The organism is Paenibacillus naphthalenovorans (assembly GCF_900099895.1).
In the GTDB taxonomy this organism is placed as follows: domain Bacteria; phylum Bacillota; class Bacilli; order Paenibacillales; family NBRC-103111; genus Paenibacillus_G; species Paenibacillus_G naphthalenovorans.
Genome location: NZ_FNDY01000008.1, coordinates 68,455 through 89,180, shown reverse-complemented (window position 1 = coordinate 89,180; position 20,726 = coordinate 68,455). Strand labels below are relative to the sequence as shown.

The following is a 20,726-nucleotide window of genomic DNA, read 5'->3' as shown; positions in this document are numbered from 1 at the left end:
AAATCCACTCTCCTCATCTGTTCCGGATACGCTTCAGCGTCGGACGGAGGGCCGGCGCTGAAGCGTATCCGGAATTATATCATACACCAACAAAAAGCGTCATTGTTTCTTTTCCTTGATTTTCCCTTACAGCTAAGGTATCATTTCGCGCATAGACGGTGTTCAAATATATCATAATAGAACGGAGCTCTTGAAAATGATCAAAAAACACACAATTTACAAGAAGGACAAATGGAATATGATGACGGTAGAGGTTAACGGAAAGCAGCTGATCCTGCGGGAAATATCCGAAGATTGGGGAGAAGAATGCCACACATTCCTGAGCCGTCCGGAGATGATGAGCTGGGTTCACGAGCGATTCCCCAAAGACCGTTTTCAAGGCACGGAAGAAGAGTATGAGGCTTTAATCGAGGCTTTCCGTCAAATATAATTCCATAAACGTTACGACATGAAACCGACAAAATTAGGCTTGACTTGCAGCTTGTCCACTCGTTATAATGAGGGCAATTACATAAGGATGTCCTCCAAAGGGGAGTAGCTGTCACAATAAAGTCGTCAGTTCGGGTTTTTGATAAACCCCGGCTTTATTGGCAACGAAACGTTGTTAGCAAGACCTTTACCGTATCGGTAGAGGTCATTTTTGTGTAAAAATCATTTGGATGAAGGAGTGGTATTTAAAAATGGACTTCCTTACACTGGATTATTTCATCAAATTGTTCAACATCATCTTGATCGATTTGGTGCTCGCCGGGGACAACGCCATTGTTATCGCATTGGCCGCCCGAAATTTACCGAAAGAACATCAGAAGAAAGCGATCATTTGGGGAACCGTAGGCGCCGTTATCATACGGATCGCCGCTACGTTGGCCGTTGTTTGGCTCCTGCAGCTGCCTTTCCTCCTGCTCATCGGAGGCGTACTGCTGGTATGGATCGCGTATAAACTGCTCGTGGATGAAAAGGAGCATAACATCGAAGCGAAGCCTCAGCTCTGGCCCGCTATCCGAACCATCATTATCGCCGACGCAGTCATGGGCTTTGACAATGTCATCGCCGTGGCAGGCGCAGCCCACGGCAGCTTCGATCTGGTAATCATCGGATTGATCGTCAGTGTCCCTATCATGGTTTGGGGCAGCACGCTGTTCATTCGTTTGGTCGAAAAATTCCCTGTTATTATTACGATCGGTGCCGGGGTGCTCGCGTACACTGCAGGTTCCATGCTGACGGGGGATCCTTTTGTCAAAGGCTGGTTTGATGAAAATCCTGTAATGAAGTGGGCATTCATCGCCATTGTCGTCATCGGCGTCATTCTCGCCGGTTACTTAAAGAAGCTGTCAAAAAACTTCATTTCCATCAATGAACAAGGACAACTGACCATCCCTGACAGTATAAAAAATGAAGCTCAAATCGAGGCTAATGACAGCTTTGAAGCAAAAGTCGATGATCAAGGCCGCATCGTATTGGTGAAAGTCGCCAAATCCGAGGGCTGACCAATAAAACAATCCGGCGGTATTCTCGCCGGGTTGTTTATTTTTTTCCAATGAAAACCATCGTCTTCGGGCGTATTATATTTTCGCATCCTGCAGCCGACTCTCCCCTTCCTGATTTCAGGTATATCTTGCCTATGGAAACGCAGGAATTTCAACCTTTGTGGCGAAACTACTTAGCAAGAGGTGATTCTGTTGAGCAATGCGGCATCCGTTGTTACGTTTATGATCTTGTCCTTTTCTTTGGCACTCGTATTAATCATGAAAAGAGATACGCTGCCCCCCGGAGTGAAACGTCCTCTGGCGATCATCGCACTGGTGCTGGTTTCTTTTTCCTTCGTGCTGATGATATTCAGCTTTTTTGCCGCCCCCGCTTAGAGGCATTAGACTTCCTTCCATGATTTTCATATACTAATATTTAGGCCTCGCTCCGGTCATACTAAGGAATGCTTTCCAGACCAACCCCTATTTTCCATGGAGCGTGAGCAAATTTGAGAATCATGCCTTTGCTGCTGTGCGGCATGCTGTTGTCCGGCTTGCTGAGCGCATCCGCGATGCAGACGGATGCAGCGGCCAAACCATATCATATGACAAGGAGGGCTCCCATGAATCAACTGCCAAAGCGTAAGGACGTAGCCTTGGAACACCGCTGGAACCTGGAAGACCTTTTTCCAAATCAACAGGCTTGGGATAAGGAGTATCAACTGGTCAAGGATGACCTGAAAGAAATCGGGCGTTTTGAAGGTAAGCTTAACGACCCGGCTGCGATAAAAAAATGCTTCGAGCTGGAGGACAAAATTTCCCTACATACCGAACGACTGTATGTATACGCCAACATGAAGCACCATGAAGATATGGCGGATCCTACATATCAGGCCTTATCCGATAAATCCAAAAAATTAAGCGTCGAAGCCAACGAAGCCATGTCGTTTATTTCCCCGGAAATTTTGAGCCTGACAGACGAACAGCTGCATAAGCTCGTCGAAAACCCAGAGCTTTCCTTTTATAAGCGCACGCTGGAGGAGATGATCCGCCAAAAGCAGCATGTGCTCAGTAAAACAGAAGAAGCGCTGCTCGCCCAAGTAGGCAATCTTTCGCAGGCTCCGGGAACCATCTTCGGCATGCTGAATAACGCCGACTTAAAATTCCCCAAGGTAAAAAATGAGCACGGCGAAGAAATCGAACTGACACATGGAAGATATATTCAGTTCCTCGAAAGCAAAGACCGCGAGGTCCGCAAGCAGGCTTTTGAAGCGATGTATTCCACTTACGCTAAGCAAAAAAATACCCTTGCCGCTACGTTGGCCGCGAACGTGACCAAGAACATCTTTTATGCGAAGGCGCGCAAATACCCTTCCACGCTGGAGATGTCCCTCTTCGGCGATAATATCAAAAAGGAAGTTTATACGAACCTGATCGACGCCATCCACGAATCGCTGCCTTTGATGTACCGTTACATGGAGCTGCGCAAAAAGCTGCTGAAAGTGGACGAATTGCACATGTACGATTTGTTCGCTCCGCTCGTCGACGAGTACAAAATGGATATTACGTTTCCGGAAGCGAAGCAAATGGTCAAAGAAAGCTTGAAGCCTCTAGGCGACGATTATCTGGGCATCCTGCAGGAAGGCTTCGACAACCGCTGGATCGATATTTACGAGAATGAAGGCAAGCGCAACGGCGCCTACAGCTGGGGAGCTTACGGGACCCATCCATATGTGCTGCTGAATCATAAAGACAATCTCAACAGCATGTTTACATTGACGCATGAAATGGGTCATGCGCTTCATTCGTATTTATCCGATGTCAACCAGCCTTACCGTTACGCGCAATATACGATTTTCCTGGCGGAGGTCGCCTCTACGCTTAACGAAGCGCTGCTGATGGACTATATGTTGAAAAAGTCGACGGACAAAAAGGAAAAAATGTACCTGCTTACCTACTATATGGACCAATTCCGGACGACTGTCTTCCGCCAGACGATGTTTGCCGAATTCGAGAAAATCATTCACGAAAAAGCGGAGCAAGGCGAATCGTTAACGCCTCAGCTACTCAGCCAAATTTACTACGATCTGAATGTGCTGTATTACGGCAAAGGCATGGTCGTAGACCAGGATATCGAGATGGAATGGGCGCGGATTCCGCATTTCTACAACAGCTTCTATGTGTATAAATACGCTACAGGATTCTCCGCAGCCACCAGCTTCGCCAAACAAATTCTGGAGGAAGGCGAGCCGGCGGTGCAGCGCTACATCGGTTTTCTGAAAAGCGGCGGCAGCGACTATTCGATTAACATTTTAAAACGGGCCGGCGTGGATATGTCCTCTCCGGAGCCAATCAAGCAAGCCATGAGCGTATTTAAAGAGCTGCTCGAACAAATGGAGGCACTGGCGAAATAACCATGCGCCGCAGGCTGAGACCGGTTCTCCCGGCTCAGCTTTTTTAAGCCTTATTATAGACACTCATGTAAAGGGGAGGGACTATGAAAGCACAGTGGTTTCTCATGTTCATACTTATTTTTGCCCTGATTACCGCCGTATTTGCAGTGATTAACGTAGAGCCGGTTCAGGTTAATTTTTTGTTCACGCAAGCGGATATCCCTCTCATATTGGTGATTATCGGCTCCACTTTTCTCGGAGGACTGATTGCCCTTTTTATCGGATTCATGAGACAGTTCAAGCTGCAGCGGACCATCAAGCAATTGGAGAAGCGGCTCGCAGAATCCGGGAACGGACAAGCCCCGGAGGAATGGAAGGACTCATCTTTATCCCCGGGGGATCGTGAAATCGTTCTCCCAAAGGAATCGCTCAACCCAAATTCCGAGGATTTTAAATCGTAAAAATCAAGTTTTAGTCAAATGCATTTGAAAATGAGCATTTTTCAACATTCCTCATTGAACTGAATGACGGCATTCATTAATATAGTACTATTAGCAGGGCGAAAGTCCTATACTATGAAGGAAGGATGCCGTCATCATGGATTTTCAATGGGCGGAAATTCAGGAAAAAGAGTTATTGGCCAGCTCATTTCACCAATCGGCTTTAAGTATGGCCCTTGTATCTGCTGATGGCTTTTTTATTCATGTGAATTCTTCATTTTGCTCACTTCTCGGATATGCGGAGGAAGAATTGTCCGATAAACCATGGAAATCGGTCATTCATCCCGATGACCGCGATCTCCTGTATTCGTTCCTGTCGGACAGTCCTGCCAACGATCGGTCGTTGAAGCAGCATGAAATCAGATATATCTGCCGAAATGGTGAAACCTTGTGGACTTGCGTCAGCATTTCTCAGATTACACCGTCCAACGGCATCCGTCCTTTATATTTCAAGCTGGTTCAGGATGTGACGGAGCGCAAACGCAAGGAGGACGACGCCAAGCAGGCTTGGAACGCCTTACTCGAAAGCGAACGAATGTACCGGATGATTGCCGATCATTCCACGGACATGATTTCAAAGCACGACAGGTCGGGCAGGTTCTTGTACGTCTCTCCCGCCTGCCGCAAGCTTCTCGGGTATGAACCCGAAGAACTGGTCGGCATCATCGCTTACGAGATGCTTCACCCGGAGGATCTGGATGCCGTTCCCCAACCGCAAGACATCGTCGATGGCCGTTCCGATATTGTCCTTTTTTCATATCGTTTCCGCCGTAAGGACGGCAGCTATGTCTGGTTTGAAACCACCGGAAGTATCCTGAGAGGCGACGACGGGGAGTTTAAAGAAGCGCTGTGCACTTCCCGGGACATCTCTGCCAGAAAAAAATTGGAGCATCAGCTGCTTCAAACGAACGAATTGCTGCAGCAAATATCCAATATCGATGCATTGACCGGTGTGGCCAACCGAAGAAGATTCGATGAATGCTACGCGCTGGAATGGCGGCAGGCCCTTCGCTTCTCTACTCCGCTAACCGTCATACTAATCGATATCGACTATTTCAAAAAGTACAACGACACCTATGGGCACCAAAAGGGAGACCTTTGTCTGCAGCAAGTAGCCAATGCGCTGCGTGCGGCTGTCAAGCGTCCCGGCGATATCATTGCCAGATACGGCGGTGAAGAATTTGTCATCGTGCTTCCTTTTACGGATAAGCGCGGGGCACAGACGGTGGCCGAACAATTGCGCAGAGAAGTGGAAAGCCTGTCCATTCCTCACAGGCAATCCGATGTATCCCCCGTGGTGACAGCCAGCTTGGGAACGGCGACGGTCATTCCTACTCTGGAGATGACCAGCCACGAGCTCCTCCTGCAAGCGGACAAGGCGTTGTACCAGGCCAAAAAAGACGGACGAAACCGGGTCAAAACCTATGAACCCTCCTAAACGCAGCTGCGCCCTTTTCTTTATTGAAGAAAAGGGCGTTTTTATATTGAAACAAATCGGGTGTGGTTTGCGTCAGTAGAGTTGAAAGCAAATCATGGAAATACATAAAAACGAATGGAGGGACTTATGTGAGAAAAACAACCCTGCTCTCATGCATGGTCGCGCTCACGCTGCTTGCTTCTAGCGTACCGGCTCAACAAATGCAGGCCGAAACGGAAAAGACGGTCGGCTTGAGCTTGAACGGAGAATCGGTCCGTTTCTCGATCCAACCCCGCTTGATCCAAAACACGCTGATGGTACCGCTGCGGGAGCTTTCGGAAGCTCTGGGTGTCACGGTGCAGTGGAACGAACGCGAACGGACGGCGATAGCCAGCAAAGGAGAGCGAAACATTAAGCTGAGCCTGGACAGCAACCAGGCGTATCGCGGCAGCACACCCGTAACGCTGGACGCGGCACCGGTATCGGATAACGGCTATATGCTTGTGCCGCTCCGTTTTTTCAGTGAATCTTTTGATTTTAATGTGTATTGGGATGGCGCCAACCGATCGGTGGACATCGTGGACGCGGACAAAAGCCTGCCCACGGTCGGATCGCTCGAACGAATGGAGGAGCTGCTGAAGGATTCCGCTGCGGTCCATGGCGGCATGCGTTTAATGGTTACCGATAAATTGGCTTCACAATCCGGTGCCGCCAAAACACCAACCAGTGAATCCGCCTCTACGGCTCCGACGTTTTCTGCAGCCCCCTCGCACTCCGGTACTAATGTACAGGTGGAAGGCGTGGATGAGGCGGATATCATCAAGACGGACGGCAAATACATTTATCAGGTAAACCGTGACCGGGTGATCGTATCCCAGGCCTACCCTGCCGATAGTATGAGCGTCGTCAGTACGGTGTACTGGGCCGACCCCCAATTTTACCCGCAGGAAATTTATGTCGACGGCAAGCATCTCGTGGTGATCGGCAATACCCATTATCCGATAAACGATAAGATAAAACCGTCTAATTCGGCCGCGCCGGCTGCGAGCGATCCCTCCACCCCGGTCAGCAGTCCGGCGGTGGATGCCCCAGCGACAAAAAGTATCAAGGTCGCGCCCGTACCCGAGTTTATAGAGCGAAAAAAAATGATCTGGCCCGCGCCTCAACGTTTCACCACCAAGGCGATCGTATATGAGCTGGGCGACCGTACGGAAATGAAACCTGTCCGAGAAACGGAACTCGAGGGAAATTACATTTCGTCGCGTAAAATCGGCGATTCGCTTTACATCGTCACCAACAAAGGGATGGATACGTATTGGCTTATGGACAAACAGATCAGCCCTGCGGAAAAGAAAGCGGCCCTCTCCACACCGGCTTACCGTGACTCTGCGGCCGGGGACTCGTTTATCACCATCGGCTACGAGGACATTCGATATTTCCCGAAAGCGGTGGAGCCGAATTATTTGCTCGTCGGCGGACTCAACCTCAGCAAGCCGGAGCAAAAAATGCAGGTGACCAGCTATCTCGGTTCCGGCCAATATGTGTATGCATCGCAAAACAATCTGTATATTACAGTGAATGAATACGAACCCGTTAAAGAAGAACCTGAACAATCGTCAAAGGCGGTTCCCGGAATCGGGCAGGAAATTATGCCGATCCGGCCGGTACCGGTCGAAACGAGCAGCGTCATTTATAAATTTGGCATGGATAACGGCACGGTCAAGTACCTCGGACGCGGCAAAGTGCCCGGACACCCGCTGAATCAATTTTCCATGGATGAACACGACGGCTATTTCCGCATCGCAACCACCAAGGGAGACATGTGGCGCGACGATGAATTTACTTCAAAGAACAATATGTATGTTTTGAACGAAACGATGAATGTCGTAGGCAAAGTGGAAGATCTGGCCCCAGGCGAGCGCATTTACTCCGTACGTTATGCCGGAAGCCGGGCTTATATGGTTACCTTCAAGAACGTCGATCCTCTGTTTGTTATCGATTTGAAGGATCCTCAGGCGCCCAAAGTGCTGGGTCAGCTCAAAATACCGGGCTACAGCGATTATTTGCACCCCTATGACGAGAACCATATCATTGGCTTCGGCAAGGACGCCGTAGTAGTGGACAACAAAAACGGTTCCGGTTTCGAAGGCGGTCCTACTGCATATTATCAAGGCATGAAGCTGGCGCTGTTCGACGTATCGGATGTCGCCCATCCGAAAGAGCTGTTCAAAGAGTCGATCGGCGGCCGGGGCACGCATTCGGAGCTGCTGAACAATCATAAAGCCCTGCTGTTCTCCAAAGAGAAAAATTTGCTCGCTTTTCCGGTGACGGTTATGGAGGTCAAAGACAAATCCTCCGGCGGTGCTCCCGCAGATGCGACAAAATACGGCGAGTTCACGTTCCAGGGTGCATACGTCTACGGGCTGGATCTGCAAAATGGCTTCCAGCTTCGGGGCAGGATTACCCATTTGAGCGATGAAGACCTGCAAAAGGCCGGGCGTGAATGGTACAGCAGCGACCGCAACGTCGAACGGCTGCTCTATATCGGCGATACCCTGTATACCGCTTCGCCGGATATGCTGAAAGCAAACGATTTGTCCACGTTAACCGAAATCGGATCGCTCAAGCTCCCTCCATGGAAGCCGCGCCAATAACGGGCTTGGCAGCGGCTTCCTCATCGGGTACAATTACAAGTGTCAAATCCTATATGGAGGTAAGCCTATTTATATGGTAAACACCATCATTACCATCTCCGTCATTATTGCATTGGTTGTTTCGGGACTAACGATCTACGTTACTTACAAAGCCTATTCACGCAAACAAGACTAAACAATCCAATGCCACATGGCCAAGGCGATCAGACCTCCGAACGCGGAACTTAGGGCGTTAACCGTATCGTTGGTCATCAGCGCATGCCCACGGATTCGAACCGCCGCTGCCTCGCAGTGGCGGTTTTTTTCGATCTCTTTGCCGCACACCCGGCAGCGGTACATGACTTGGCAAACCGCACCAAACCAGGAGTCCGCCAACGACCCGGCCAAACCGCCGAGCAGGCCGATGAAGCACAAGGCCGCTGCGGACGGGAGAGGCCCTTGCGGCGACAGCAGCAGGAGCGGCCAAGCTGCGGCTCCGATGAACAGCCCGCCGGCCGCCGAGGCGGCGAGCCCAAGCGGTGTCACGCCACCGGATGTCCCGGGCTCTACGGTGCGCAGGCTGACGATGGACCTGGGAGCCGAGCGGCTGACGCCGCCGATTTCCGTTGCCCAAGTGTCGGCGGTAACCGTTGCCATGACACCGACAAAAGCGGCCCACCAGAGCGGGTGCGGAAACAACCAATATCCGATGCACAGCGCAAGCCCCAGCCCGCCGTTAGCCCAAACCTGTCCTGCATCACGCCTCCCCGATTTGGCATAGCCGCTTTCCGCGGCCTCTTTTCTTCGGCTTTTCCATTTGGACCATGCCGATGAGGTAATAAAAAAGGCAATCAGCGTCCCAAACCAGGGAAGGCTTCCTAACGCATACATCAAGGTGCCAAGCAGTACAGCCGCCGCCAGGCCTGAAATCGTCAGCGACTTTTTCCAATAGGCCGCTCCTGCGATAAGCAAACTCCCGGCAAGTCCAACCAGCAGATCCGCCATTTGTACTTCAACTCCTCTTCCTGAATAAAAAACACATTCGATCAATGTTTGACAGCAGCTTTTCTTGCGAAAAGGAATATTCCCGTCGAAGTCCTTTCAAGGATGCCGGATCATCATCCCGGTTTTACTTAGCGCTTGACTGAACTTACTCATTGTGCAGCATCAAGAAAACCCGGCCGCCGGCCGGGCAATTCTCTAGACGGGTGGGTATGGGGCCAATGATGCTGCTGTGGAATCACTACAGCTTCAAAAGAGGCTCGTTAAAATCTCCTGCCCCGTAAGAAGACGGTAGTAGCAGGTGGATCTAGGGACTTCGCCGATCTTAAGAACCGTCCGAACCGGGTATGTTTCCCCTCCCAATCCAGCGATGGGCTACTTTGAGTCGGGTGATCTCTTCTCACCCAACAGTTTTTTCATCGCTTGCTCGTATTTCTTCTGCACGTCCAGGGTCTCTTTGGCCAATAGTTCTGCTGGCTGTTTCTTTTTTGCCAAGTCAGCTTCCACCTCATCCCACTATTGACGTACCCATTTCTGAAGCCGGAGATCGCCGACCACGTTTCTGCCTACCACACGCCGGCCACTGCGTTGAAAATCAGTCTTATGGAGCGTCTTTTTTCATATGTACGGATTCATATGTACGGATCTATCATGTTCTGCTGCAGACTTTCTTTTGTGCCGATCCTGGGCCGGTTTGTATTTTCCTCATGGCCATTCTTTTGTTTACTCACCGGAAACAGGTTCTCCGGACTCGGCCGTACCTCCCGGATTGGTTTGGTTACCGGTTTGCCCGGATTCGCCCACATTCGGTGTCCCGCCGGGTTTGACGGGATGATTTGTTTTTGCCGGTTCATCTGAATTAGGATTCGCGTTCGATTTCGACGTTCCGTTCGATTTCGACGCTTCACCCGGTTTGGTCGTTCCGTTCAATTTCGGCGTTTCATTCCGATTCGCTGTGCTTCCGGATTTGGCTGATTCGCTTTGCTTTGCAGTATTGCTATCGGATTTGTTGCCCGGGTCCGCCTTGCTTCCCGATCGAACAGCCTGATTGGATTCTGCCGGCTTCTTGGTCTCGTTCACCGATGACTTCACTGCCGCCTGCCCCGTTGACGGTCGGGATGCTGCCGTAACCCGCCCTTCCTCATCAACCTGGGCATTAACCGAAATAGCAGTCAATTTGTCGAACAGCTTGCGGCCTTCCTCCTTTACCATACGGATTGGTTGAGCCCATTTGGTCAAGATAGGCACAAGCTGCAAATCGCAGCTTCCTTCTTTCGAGCAGGACGCTTCCAGTATCATACTTTCCCACGTAGCCGAATTTGCGTTGGTCGTAAAAATAAAGTTGCCGAGGCTGTACGCAATCCACTTGCCCTTATACTGCTCGAAGCCCTGCAATACATGCGGATGGCTCGCGATAACCAGATCCGCACCTTGATCGATATACTGTCTGGCCAGATCGGTTTGCACCTTGATCGGTCGGTGATTTCGTTCTTCTCCCCAATGGGCGATGACGACAACGAGGTCGGCCTCTTCCCTGGCTTTGGCGATCGCCTGAAGCGGCAGCTTTGTCGTATAGGTTTCAGCAAGCCCCGGCTTGTTTTTACCCGCATACCAGCTTGCGGAATGAATCACCCGGCTGAACCCGAGAAACGCGATGTTCATTCCGTTATGCTCCATGATGACGTGACGGTACGCTTCTTCGCTGTCTCTTCCGGCCCCGACCCGCCTGATCCCCTCCGCATCCAGGTAATCCAAAGTATCGAGGAGACCCTCCACCCCATAGTCCATGCTGTGGTTGTTCGCCAAATTGACGAGATCCACCCCTGCTTTCCTGAGCTCGGAAAGGGCCAACGGCGACGAACGGTAAGCATAGGTCTTATCCTCCGGCGTGCCTCTGGTCGTAATGGGCGTCTCCAGATTGGCGACGGCAATATCCGCCTTCTCCAGATAGGAACGAACATATTTGAACGGATAATCATATCCGTGCTGCTTCAGGAGAGCCTCCACTTTACCCGCGAACATCACATCGCCGACAAAGGACATGTTCACACGATCCGCTGCTTTATCGTTACCTGGTGCGATATTCGCCTGTTCGTTTTCATTCACCGCCGGCGGCTTGTCCGCATCATCCTGCCGCGGCTGAACTCCTGCGCTAGGAGCTGGCGGCGTTTTGGCTCCTGACGCCGCTTCACCTTCCACCATACCATGAGGCCGATCAAGCTCCTGCATTAAATAGGCGAAGGCACCTATCGTCAAAACTGTCAACAAAGCGATCTTCAACCATAACATGCGATTCATTTTTTTCTCTTTAAGACGCTTATGTTTTTCTGTACGTGATCTAATCGCAACCTACCCCTTTTTCCTCCCAACTGCCGGCAACCTCCGTGTACCATTATACCAAAAGGCCCTCCCCCGGTCATGGGCAATTGTACCAAAAATATGTTGCCGTTCCCCGCTGCCTTCTGGTATGATAGATATCCTTTCGATTTTCAGACTTACTCACCCCGAGCGGACTTAGGCATGATTGCACGAACCCATTCACTTCTCCACTGCCGTTACCAGTTGGAGAGAGTTTGAAACCTTGGAGGTGCCTATGCTTTTTCCCGTATTGGTTAAAAAAGCGTTCTCGCGAAACCTGCAGTACCGTTCCTCGCATGCGATCAATACCGTCGCGAGCGCCATGTTCGGTCTTATTTACGTTTCCATCTGGAAAGGAATCGGCGAGCCCGCGGGGATGAACGGCTACAGCCTGCAAAATGTCATCCATTATGTTGCGTTCAATCAGGCGGTATTGTGGATCACCTTGTTCATCACCAACGGACTTGGCATCGAACGTTCCGTTCGCAGCGGACATATCGCCCTGGACCTGATGCGCCCGGTTCATCTTTTCTATCAGTTGATGGGGCGGGAATGGGGACAAATCGGCTATCAGCTGATATACAAAACGGTGCCCATCTACTTCATCTATATCTGGACGATCGGTCTGCCCGTCCCTACAGACGCGGCAACATGGATCTTTACATTAACGTCGCTGGCATCCGCCTCTTATATGAACATCTGCATCAACTACCTCATCGGCGTCACGGCGCTTTGGACCACCGAGTCCAACTGGCTGTATTGGGTCCATTTTTCCGTCTCTTCCGTCCTCTCCGGCTTTCTGGTCCCGATCGAATGGCTACCCGACTGGCTTTCGCGGATAAGCGCTTGGACCCCATATCCCTATATGCAGCACGTTCCAAGCAAAATCTATTTAGGCCTCGCTCCCCCCTCCACCATGTGTGGCGGTTTTTTGTGGTGCTCGTTGCTTACGGCGCTTTGTTTGGCAGCCACCGCGTTCGTTCGGCGCAAAGTGGAGGTGCAGGGCGGATGAACACGCTTCGAATGTATGTTCTGCTAATTAGAGCAAGCATCCGCAGCCGAATGCAGTACAAATTCAACTTCTGGCTGTCTACGCTGCTGGCCGCTGTAGTCAATGCGACCGATTTTTTACTGATTTCGATCATTTTATGGAAGTTCGATAACATCCAAGAATGGTCCCTGTACGATATCGGCTATCTGTATTCCACCATACTGCTGTCCAAGGCGCTCTATCGCAGCTTTGCCAACGATGTGCACCATCTGGAAAAATATTTGGTGTCGGGCGACCTCGACGGCCTGCTGATCCGACCGGTCCCCGTTCTGCTCGCGCTGATGTCGCAAAACTTCCGGCCCATGTTCGGCGAGTGCATCCAGGGTGGGATCATTCTGACGCTTTGCTTAAGCCACATGATGAGCATAGGGCAAGTCACATGGCTGGCGGTTCCTTTAACGCTGCTCATTCTTGTCACCGGAGCGGCCCTGCTGTTCGCGATCGGACTTGGCACCGCCACCTTCGGCTTTTGGATTACACGCATCAGCGACCTTCAAAATCTGACGGAAGACGCCGCCCGAACCGCCGTTCAGTACCCGATGGATCTGTACCCGCTTTGGCTGCGAACCGTTCTGCTTACGCTCATTCCCGTAGGAATGGCCAACTACATTCCCGCACTGTATGTGCTGAGAGGGGAATTCGGCTGGTGGCTGCTGCCCGGCGTCATGCTGTTTACCGTTGTTTTTCTGGGGCTTATGCTGCGTTTCTGGAAGCTCGGCCTTACCCGCTATCAAAGCACGGGAAGCTGATGCAAGCCTGCATCCTTCCATAAATATAGAGAGGAGCTGCCGTTTGAATGATCGAAGTGAGAAATTTGCATAAAAGCTTTCGGCTCCCCCCGAACCATCCAAGCAGGTGGGAGCGGTTGAAGTCGGTACTCTCCGGGGCGGGTGCGGAAAAAATAGCCGTCCGCGAGATTAACTTCACCATAGAGCAAGGCGAATTTGTCGGATATATCGGACCGAACGGCGCCGGCAAATCGACCACCATCAAAATGCTGGCGGGTGTCCTTCATCCCTCCTCCGGGGAAGTCCGCATCGGCGGACTTAATCCCCATAAGGACCGGCGGCGGGTAGCCTCCCGGATCGGCGTCGTATTCGGACAACGCAGCCAGCTGTGGTGGGATCTGCCCGTTCGCGATTCGTTCGATATTCTTGCCGCAATGTACCGCATTGACCCGCGCCGTAAAGCAAAGACGCTTGGCGAGCTGGACGAGCTTCTCGAGCTGCGCGATTTGATGGACGTCCCTGTTCGCAAGCTGTCCCTCGGCCAACGGATGCGTGCCGATCTGGCCGCCGCCCTGCTTCATGAGCCCGAATTGCTGTTTCTGGACGAACCGACGATCGGGCTGGATATTCTGGCCAAGCGAAATATCCGCAAGCTGCTGTCCACCGTTAACCGGGAGCTGGGAAAAACGGTGCTGCTCACGACTCACGATATGGATGACATCGAGCAGTTATGCAGCCGTGTGATGGTCATTAACCACGGGTCGCTCGTTTATGACGGAACGATCGGTCAGCTCCGCGAACGTATCGGGCTTCCTACCCTCCTTCAGGTTACCTTCACCTCGGAAGCGGACGTTCCGGGCCCGGATGCGTTACCCGAATTCAGCATCGCAAAGACGAGCGGCCGCGGGCTTGCGATTCATTTCAACCGGCGGGATATCCCTGCGATGGAAGTGCTCCGGAAGCTGGAATCGTTCGGTACGATCATCGACGTTCATATGGAGGAGCCTGATTTTGAAGAAGTGATTCATCAAATATACTAGCCCGGTATGTGGTATAATGAAAAACATATGAAAAAATGGAATAACAGGAGGCCATGGGTGACAATGGACAAAATCGCAGTCATTTCAGACATCCACGGTAACCTGGAGGCATTGGAAGCTGTTGTGCGGGACATCCGCTGCCGCGAGATCCGGCGCATCATTTGTCTTGGCGATCTGGTCGGCAAAGGCCCTCAGCCTTGTGAGGTGGTGGATCGGATTCGCGAGCTTTGCGAAGTGACGGTGCTGGGCAATTGGGAACACGGAATCAACCAGCCTCAGGATAAGGAATCCGGCTTGTGGCAGCAGGAACGGCTTGGAGCGGAACGGCTCCGTTATTTGCGGGAGCTGCCTTTTTTCGTGGATCTTCGGATGAGCGGCAGGCGTATCCGGCTGCTGCACGCTTCCGCGAAAAGCGTCTATCATCGCGTACCGCAAAAAGCGGACAAGAAAGAAAAGCTGGCGATGTTCGAGAACACCGAGCATACCGGAGGATTCCTGGGAACGGAGCATACGCCGGATGTGATCGGCTACGGGGACATTCACATCCCGTTCATGCAGACGCTCAAATCCAAACAAAGCAAAGGACTTTTGCTGTTCAATACGGGCAGCGTCGGCGCTCCCTACGACGGACTGGCGCAGGCCAGCTACGTGATTCTGGAGGGTGTGGCGGACCTTATGGAGGAAGCCCCGTTCTCCGTACAATCCGTACGCGTCCCTTACGATATCGAGAAAGCCGTCGCTATCGCAGAGCAGGTCGGACTGCCTGAGCTGGAGCGGTTCCGTTATGAACAGACAACCGGCCTGGAACGTTGAAGCGCTGTAAGTTATCCATCCAAGCAAGGAAAGAAGGAACCTTTTTTGGAACGTTGGAAAATCAACTTAATCGTACTCTGGTTTGGACAATTCATGGTCATGTCCGGCATGACCATGATTATTCCGTTCCTGCCCCTATACATACAGGAAATGGGAATTCACGATCCGCATGAAGTGGCCGTGTGGGCGGGCTTGATCTTCGCCGCCAACTTTGTCTCATCGTTTATTTTTCAGCCGATCTGGGGAGGACTTGCCGACCGGTTCGGACGAAAGGTCATGCTCCTTAGGTCAGGCTTCGGCATGGCTTTTGTCATGATGTTCATGGGCATGGCCGCTACGCCTCTGCATTTGCTGCTGCTTCGTTTGGCTAACGGCGTTATATCGGGCTTTATGCCGGCCGCCGTCGCGTTGGTATCCGCGAATACGCCCCGTGAACGGATGGGCTTCGCCATGGGTACTTTGCAATCCGGCAGCGTGGCGGGCACGATTCTCGGACCTTTGTTTGGGGGAGTATTGGCGGAATGGGTCGGCTTTCGCCCCATTTTTTACATCACCGGGGGATTGTTGTTCGCCGCTTCCGTGCTCGCCGCGTTCTTGGTAAAAGAAAAATTCGACATCGAGCAAGCCAAAACCAGGCCAAAAATGTCGGTGTTCAGCGGGTTTCGCGAGCTGATCCGGATCCGCCAGCTGCCGGCTCTGTATTCCGTTACCTTCCTGATCCAGTTTTCGATTCTTAGCTCGATGCCGCTGATTCCCTTGTTCGTACAAGAGCTCCACGGCAGCGGCCAGCTGCTGGCCTTTTATGCCGGACTTGTCGGTTCGGTGACCGGCTTTTCGAACATGATCGCATCACCGCTGCTGGGCAGACTGGGGGACCGGCTGGGATCGCAGCGCATTCTGGCGATCGCTTTGATCGGGACGGGTCTGGCCTTTATTCCCCAGGCCTTTGTCACCAACATCTGGCAGCTGCTCGCCTCGCGTTTCCTGTTGGGCGTTTTTATGGGAGGGCTTCTCCCTTCCGTGCAGACCTTAATACGCCAGTATACACCAAGCGGCATGGAAAGCCGGGCCTATAGCTTTAATACGAGCTCCCTGGCTTTGGGCAATATGCTCGGACCGGTCATCGGGGGAGCCGTATCGGGGTTGATCGGCATCCGGGGAATCTTCATGACGGCCGCCGTACTGCTGCTGCTAAACGCTTTATGGGTCAGGCTCTCTCTATTCCCGAGAAATCAAGTGCAGAAAACAGGTTCGTAGCTTATCGCTAATAAAGGGCATCCCATTCGGGTATGAATGAGGATGCCCTTCAGATATGAAACCTGACGAGGAATGTACAGCAAAACAGCCTGTTACCCCATAGAGGTACCAGGCTGTTTCATTTAAGACTTTAGCAGCGCCGGATGAGCTCGGCCAGCAACGCGGTGCGCAGCGGTATCTCGTCAATCCGGACGTATTCATCCGGAGAATGGGCAAAGTCGCCTCTTGCGCCCAAACCGTCCAGCGTCGGTGTGCCGACGGCGGCGGTGAAGTTTCCGTCACTCACACCGCCGGTATGCGTCTCCGCCAGTTCGATTCCGTGATCCGTCCGGGCGATTTCCTGCGCCAAGGCGAACAGGGCCGCCGTACGGTCGGTACGTTCCATCGGAGGGCGCATCATCCGGCCGGTAAGCGTAAGCCGGGCTTGAGGGAGCGCCGGAATAAGCCGGGCAAGCTCCGCTTCGATGCGCTCCGCTTCGGCTGAGGTAGCCACGCGCACATCGATTTCTCCTTCAGCATGCTCCGCAACGACATTGCTCCCGATACCGCCCCGGATCACGCCGACGTTCACCGTAGTCCCCCGCGAAAGGTCCGTAAGCGCATGAAGACGCTGAATCTGACAAGCCAGCTCATGAATGGCAGATACACCTTTCTCCGGATTTACCCCGGCATGCGCCGAGATGCCCTGTACCGCAAGCTTATAGCGTCCGCTGCCTTTGCGGGACGTCTTGAGCGCACCGCTTGGCTCCATCGGCGGCTCCAATACGAAAGCGACAGCCGACAGTTTCGCCTGCTCCTCGATCAAAGCACGGGACGTCGGACTTCCCAGCTCTTCGTCGCTGTTCATGAGCAGTACGACTTTCTTATCCTCCGGAAACCGTCCGGAGTCCAACAGCGCTTTAAGTGCGAATATGGCCTGCAGCAAACCGGCCTTCATATCGTAAACGCCGGGACCGTAGGCTCGCCCGTCCTCGATGCGGAACGGCCTTCGGGCAGCTTCTCCCAGCGGCCAAACGGTATCGTAATGACCCAACAGAAGAATCTGTTTTTCCCCGCTTCCGACTTCGCACAAAAGGCGGTCGCCATACGTTTCGTTCGGAACCCGAATGACCCTGCCTCCGGTCAGCCGTTGAAATTGACGCGTAAACCAGTCGGCCATCAAATCGTTCTGCCGCTTGTCTGTAGACGGCGAATCGATATTCACACTCTCCTCCAGCAATCGGAGAATGTCAGGCATATACCCTTCAATTTGTTCTTTTATTGTCTGTAACTTCACCAAAGCAGCATCTCCGTTAGTGCGAATGCGATTTCGAACCGAACAGCCGGTCCAAACCATACACACGTTCCAATAAAATAATAAATACAAGACTTAATAAAATGACGACCGATGAAATCGAGGCTACAAGCGGGTCAAGTGTTTCCTGCATGTAGCTGAATATCGCCATCGGGAGCGTTGTCGTCGTCGGTGAGACCAGAAAGAGAGACACCGTGACATTGTCAAAGGAGGTCAAGAAGGCGAAAATCGCTCCCGATAAAATAGCCGGTTTAATGATCGGCATCGTAATATCCCAAAAGACGTTGATCGGCTTCGCGCCCAGAATGTATGCGGCACGCTCCAGGGTATAATCGAAGGAGCTGAGTCCTGTCAGCACCAGGCGCACGACATAGGGAATCGAAATTAAGATATGCGCCAACAGGAGGCCGGTGAAGGTGCCCGCCAGTCCGATCCTCGTGAAGAAGAGCAAAGCCGCAATGCCGATGATCAGCGCCGGCACGGTAAGCGGCGACAGCAAAAGTCCGTTAATGACGTCTTTTCCGGGAAACTTGTACTTATGCAAGGCTAGACCGGCAATCGTTCCAATCAAGGTTGAAAGCACAGCCGAAAGTGCCGCAAGCTGCAGACTGAACCAGAAGGATTCGACAAATTCGGGGCGGTCGAATATTCTTTCATACCAGTCCAAAGAAAAACCGACCGGCGGAAAAGAAAGATACTTTGCCGACGTTAAAGAGGTTGGAATAATGATCAGCAGCGGCGAGATCACAAACAAAACGACGAAAAAGGTGATGACTCCCAGCGGAGTGATTCGTTTGATCATGAAGAAAACACCTCTTTATACCGCTTTGTCTCCATAAGCCGGGTAAACAAAGTGACAAGCGCAATCGTCGATCCGAGCAGCAGGAACGCAAGCGCAGCACCGAGCGGCCAGTTCATCTGAGCCATAATTTTCTCATAGGCGATCACAGGCAGTACCTTGACGGACGTACCGCCCATCAGAGCAGGTGTCACAAATGAGCTCATCGACAAGCTGAACACGAGAGTCGTTCCCGCCATGATGCCGGGCAGCGTGAGCGGAAGCGTCACAGTAAAGAATGTGCGCAATTTGCCGGCGCCGAGAATTCCGGCCGCCTTATACAGCGATTCGTCGATCTGATACATGCTGGTGGCGATCGCCAGAATCATGTAAACGATCAGCGAATCGGTCAAGCCGATGACAACGCCAAGCTCGTTATACAGCAGCTTGATCGGCTGATCGATCAGACCGAGCTGCATGAGCGTGTTGTTAATCCAGCCCTTTTCCCCCAGAATGATGACCCAGCCGAAGTTTCGGATGACTACGCTGATCAAGTGAGGGGAGATGATCAGGAACGTGATCAAACCGCGCATTTTGCCCGAGCACTTAGCCATATACATGGCGACCGGATAGCCTAAAATGAGACAAGCCAATACCGTCAGCAGCCCCAATTTGACCGTTCTCCACAAAATTTGCAGATAATAGGGATCCTGGACAAGGAGCGCATAATTCTCGAATGAAAATTGTCCGTCACCATCCTGGAAGCTGAGCATAAGAATATACAGCATCGGCAGCAGGAATACGCCTGCCACGACGGCAAGGCTCGGGGCAAGAAGGAAAGCGGCCGAACGCACAGAGGACAAAGCGCCTTTACCCATGAGCCTCATTCCCCTTTCCCGGGAATACGAATACATCCTCCGGCTTCCACTGCAAGTTCACTGTATCGCCGGCCGTCCATATACGGTTCTGGCTGTCCGAAGGCATCCGCACATGGATGACCGTATTCCCGAGCAGGACTTCACTTTCCGCGTAGGAACCCAGGAACGAGATCTGGCCTATGCGTCCCTGTGCTTCATTGCGACTTTCCGCCTGCAAGCCTCCCCCTGTACCTGTAGAAAAGGCAATTTTCTCCGGACGCACATAGATCGATACCGCCTCTCCGGACTGGAATGTCCGGCCTTTAAATGACGCACGAAGCGCTAGTCCTTCATTGGTCCTCAGAACGATTCCATCTCTCTCCGAAGCCGATATGACGGTACCGTTCAACCGGTTCGATTTGCCAATAAAGGTATGAACGAACTCTGATGCAGGCAAATTGTAAATATCCCACGGGCTGCCGATTTGCTCCACTTTACCGTGGTCCAGTACAACGATCCGGTTCGACAGGTACATCGCTTCCTCCTGATCGTGCGTTACGAAAATCGTCGTCACGCCGATCTCCTGCTGCAAACGCTTTAACTCGTCGCGCAGCTCTTCGCGGAGCTTCGCATCCAGATTGCTGAGCGGTTCGTCCAACAGCAGCAGGGAAGGCTCGGTCACAAGCGCTCTTGCTATAGCAATCCGCTGGCGCTGACCGCCCGATAATTGCTTCGGATAACGGTCCGACACATGCGGCAGCTTCACAAGCTCCAGCACCTTTTTCACGCGCTCTTGAATTTCCGTCTTCGGCGTTTTGCGCAGCTTGAGGCCGTAGGCTACATTCTCAAATACCGTCATGTGCGGAAATAAGGAGTACGTCTGAAACACCATGCCGAGCTCTCTTTTATTGGATGGAACGCCATTCATTTTCTTTCCTTTAATGATGAGTTCGCCCTGATCTGGCTCAAGGAAGCCGGCAATCATGTTGAGCGTAGTCGTTTTGCCGCATCCCGAAGGACCGAGGAAAGAGACGCATTCTCCCTGCTCCACCTGCAGGTTGAAATTTTCTACAACCACATTGGAACCGAATTTTTTCTGAACGCCTTTCAATTCTACATCAATCATTTTCGACACGAGG

19 protein-coding genes are annotated in these 20,726 nt (G+C 52.1%); 12 read left to right on the top strand and 7 right to left on the bottom strand.

Annotated features, from left to right (window positions below; all coding sequences use genetic code 11):
• Nucleotides 1-196 precede the first annotated feature (196 nt).
• The 3 genes from BLT35_RS10405 (at nt 197) to BLT35_RS10395 (ending at nt 1,862) form a co-directional block, all read left to right on the top strand.
• Complete coding sequence (locus BLT35_RS10405; RefSeq protein ID WP_054820221.1) at nt 197-430, top strand: hypothetical protein; 234 nt, start codon at nt 197-199, stop codon at nt 428-430.
• Nucleotides 431-659: 229 nt separating this feature from the next.
• Nucleotides 660-1,487, top strand: coding sequence for a TerC family protein (locus BLT35_RS10400; RefSeq protein WP_254777537.1), 828 nt, complete (start codon nt 660-662; stop codon nt 1,485-1,487).
• A 183-nt stretch (nt 1,488-1,670) separates the two neighbouring features.
• Nucleotides 1,671-1,862, top strand: a complete 192-nt coding sequence (locus BLT35_RS10395; RefSeq protein ID WP_235594237.1) for a hypothetical protein — start codon at nt 1,671-1,673, stop codon at nt 1,860-1,862.
• 61 nt (nt 1,863-1,923) lie between these two features.
• On the opposite strand, the gene BLT35_RS26895 is transcribed toward BLT35_RS10395, so the two are convergent.
• Nucleotides 1,924-2,061 carry a hypothetical protein gene (locus BLT35_RS26895; RefSeq protein WP_175471978.1) on the bottom strand — a complete coding sequence of 46 codons (138 nt, stop codon included), beginning with the start codon at nt 2,059-2,061 and terminating at the stop codon, nt 1,924-1,926.
• A gap of 28 nt (nt 2,062-2,089) precedes the next feature.
• Between BLT35_RS26895 and pepF the strand changes: the two genes are divergently transcribed.
• The 4 genes from pepF (at nt 2,090) to BLT35_RS10375 (ending at nt 8,430) form a co-directional block, all read left to right on the top strand.
• Nucleotides 2,090-3,880, top strand: a complete 1,791-nt coding sequence (pepF, locus tag BLT35_RS10390; protein WP_082660971.1) for an oligoendopeptidase F — start codon at nt 2,090-2,092, stop codon at nt 3,878-3,880.
• An 83-nt stretch (nt 3,881-3,963) separates the two neighbouring features.
• Nucleotides 3,964-4,320, top strand: a complete 357-nt coding sequence (locus BLT35_RS10385) for a LapA family protein (RefSeq protein WP_062407112.1) — start codon at nt 3,964-3,966, stop codon at nt 4,318-4,320.
• A gap of 136 nt (nt 4,321-4,456) precedes the next feature.
• The gene (locus BLT35_RS10380) at nt 4,457-5,797 is read left to right on the top strand and encodes a sensor domain-containing diguanylate cyclase (RefSeq protein ID WP_074727855.1); all 1,341 of its coding nucleotides are present in this window, start codon (nt 4,457-4,459) and stop codon (nt 5,795-5,797) included.
• Nucleotides 5,798-5,925: 128 nt separating this feature from the next.
• On the top strand, nt 5,926-8,430 hold the full coding sequence (locus BLT35_RS10375; protein ID WP_074727853.1) for a beta-propeller domain-containing protein: 2,505 nt from the start codon (nt 5,926-5,928) through the stop codon (nt 8,428-8,430).
• A gap of 171 nt (nt 8,431-8,601) precedes the next feature.
• Here the strand turns inward: BLT35_RS10375 and BLT35_RS10370 are convergent, their stop codons facing one another.
• Together BLT35_RS10370 and BLT35_RS10365 are read right to left on the bottom strand one after the other, a co-directional pair.
• Complete coding sequence (locus tag BLT35_RS10370; RefSeq protein WP_074727851.1) at nt 8,602-9,414, bottom strand: DUF92 domain-containing protein; 813 nt, start codon at nt 9,412-9,414, stop codon at nt 8,602-8,604.
• Nucleotides 9,415-10,134: 720 nt separating this feature from the next.
• Nucleotides 10,135-11,709 (bottom strand): CapA family protein, encoded by a 1,575-nt coding sequence (locus tag BLT35_RS10365; RefSeq protein ID WP_074727849.1) that lies wholly within the window; start codon nt 11,707-11,709, stop codon nt 10,135-10,137.
• 295 nt (nt 11,710-12,004) lie between these two features.
• Between BLT35_RS10365 and BLT35_RS10360 the strand changes: the two genes are divergently transcribed.
• The 5 genes from BLT35_RS10360 (at nt 12,005) to BLT35_RS10340 (ending at nt 16,658) form a co-directional block, all read left to right on the top strand.
• Nucleotides 12,005-12,781 carry an ABC transporter permease gene (locus BLT35_RS10360; RefSeq protein WP_074727847.1) on the top strand — a complete coding sequence of 259 codons (777 nt, stop codon included), beginning with the start codon at nt 12,005-12,007 and terminating at the stop codon, nt 12,779-12,781.
• The gene (locus BLT35_RS10355) at nt 12,778-13,569 is read left to right on the top strand and encodes an ABC transporter permease (RefSeq protein ID WP_062407100.1); all 792 of its coding nucleotides are present in this window, start codon (nt 12,778-12,780) and stop codon (nt 13,567-13,569) included. The genes BLT35_RS10360 and BLT35_RS10355 overlap by 4 nt, the downstream gene beginning before the upstream one ends.
• Nucleotides 13,570-13,616: 47 nt before the next feature.
• Entirely contained in the window at nt 13,617-14,588 is a 972-nt protein-coding gene (locus BLT35_RS10350; RefSeq protein ID WP_074727845.1) for an ABC transporter ATP-binding protein, read from the top strand.
• 63 nt (nt 14,589-14,651) lie between these two features.
• Nucleotides 14,652-15,401 carry a metallophosphoesterase family protein gene (locus BLT35_RS10345; protein ID WP_074727843.1) on the top strand — a complete coding sequence of 250 codons (750 nt, stop codon included), beginning with the start codon at nt 14,652-14,654 and terminating at the stop codon, nt 15,399-15,401.
• Between the two features lie 45 nt (nt 15,402-15,446).
• Nucleotides 15,447-16,658 carry an MFS transporter gene (locus BLT35_RS10340; protein WP_074727840.1) on the top strand — a complete coding sequence of 404 codons (1,212 nt, stop codon included), beginning with the start codon at nt 15,447-15,449 and terminating at the stop codon, nt 16,656-16,658.
• A gap of 130 nt (nt 16,659-16,788) precedes the next feature.
• Here the strand turns inward: BLT35_RS10340 and BLT35_RS10335 are convergent, their stop codons facing one another.
• Genes BLT35_RS10335 through BLT35_RS10320 form a run of 4 tightly spaced genes read right to left on the bottom strand, consistent with a single transcriptional unit; the run spans nt 16,789 to nt 20,722 of the window.
• Nucleotides 16,789-17,895: a M20 family metallopeptidase gene (locus BLT35_RS10335; RefSeq protein ID WP_062410833.1), complete on the bottom strand. Its 1,107-nt coding sequence runs from the start codon at nt 17,893-17,895 to the stop codon at nt 16,789-16,791.
• A gap of 55 nt (nt 17,896-17,950) precedes the next feature.
• A complete protein-coding gene (locus tag BLT35_RS10330) occupies nt 17,951-18,754 on the bottom strand; it encodes an ABC transporter permease (protein WP_054819085.1) in 804 nt (267 codons plus the stop codon).
• Nucleotides 18,751-19,608: an ABC transporter permease gene (locus BLT35_RS10325; RefSeq protein WP_062407094.1), complete on the bottom strand. Its 858-nt coding sequence runs from the start codon at nt 19,606-19,608 to the stop codon at nt 18,751-18,753. Before BLT35_RS10325 ends, BLT35_RS10330 begins: the two co-directional genes overlap by 4 nt.
• Nucleotides 19,601-20,722, bottom strand: a complete 1,122-nt coding sequence (locus BLT35_RS10320) for an ABC transporter ATP-binding protein (RefSeq protein WP_074727937.1) — start codon at nt 20,720-20,722, stop codon at nt 19,601-19,603. The genes BLT35_RS10325 and BLT35_RS10320 overlap by 8 nt, the downstream gene beginning before the upstream one ends.
• Between the last annotated feature and the right edge of the window lie 4 nt (nt 20,723-20,726).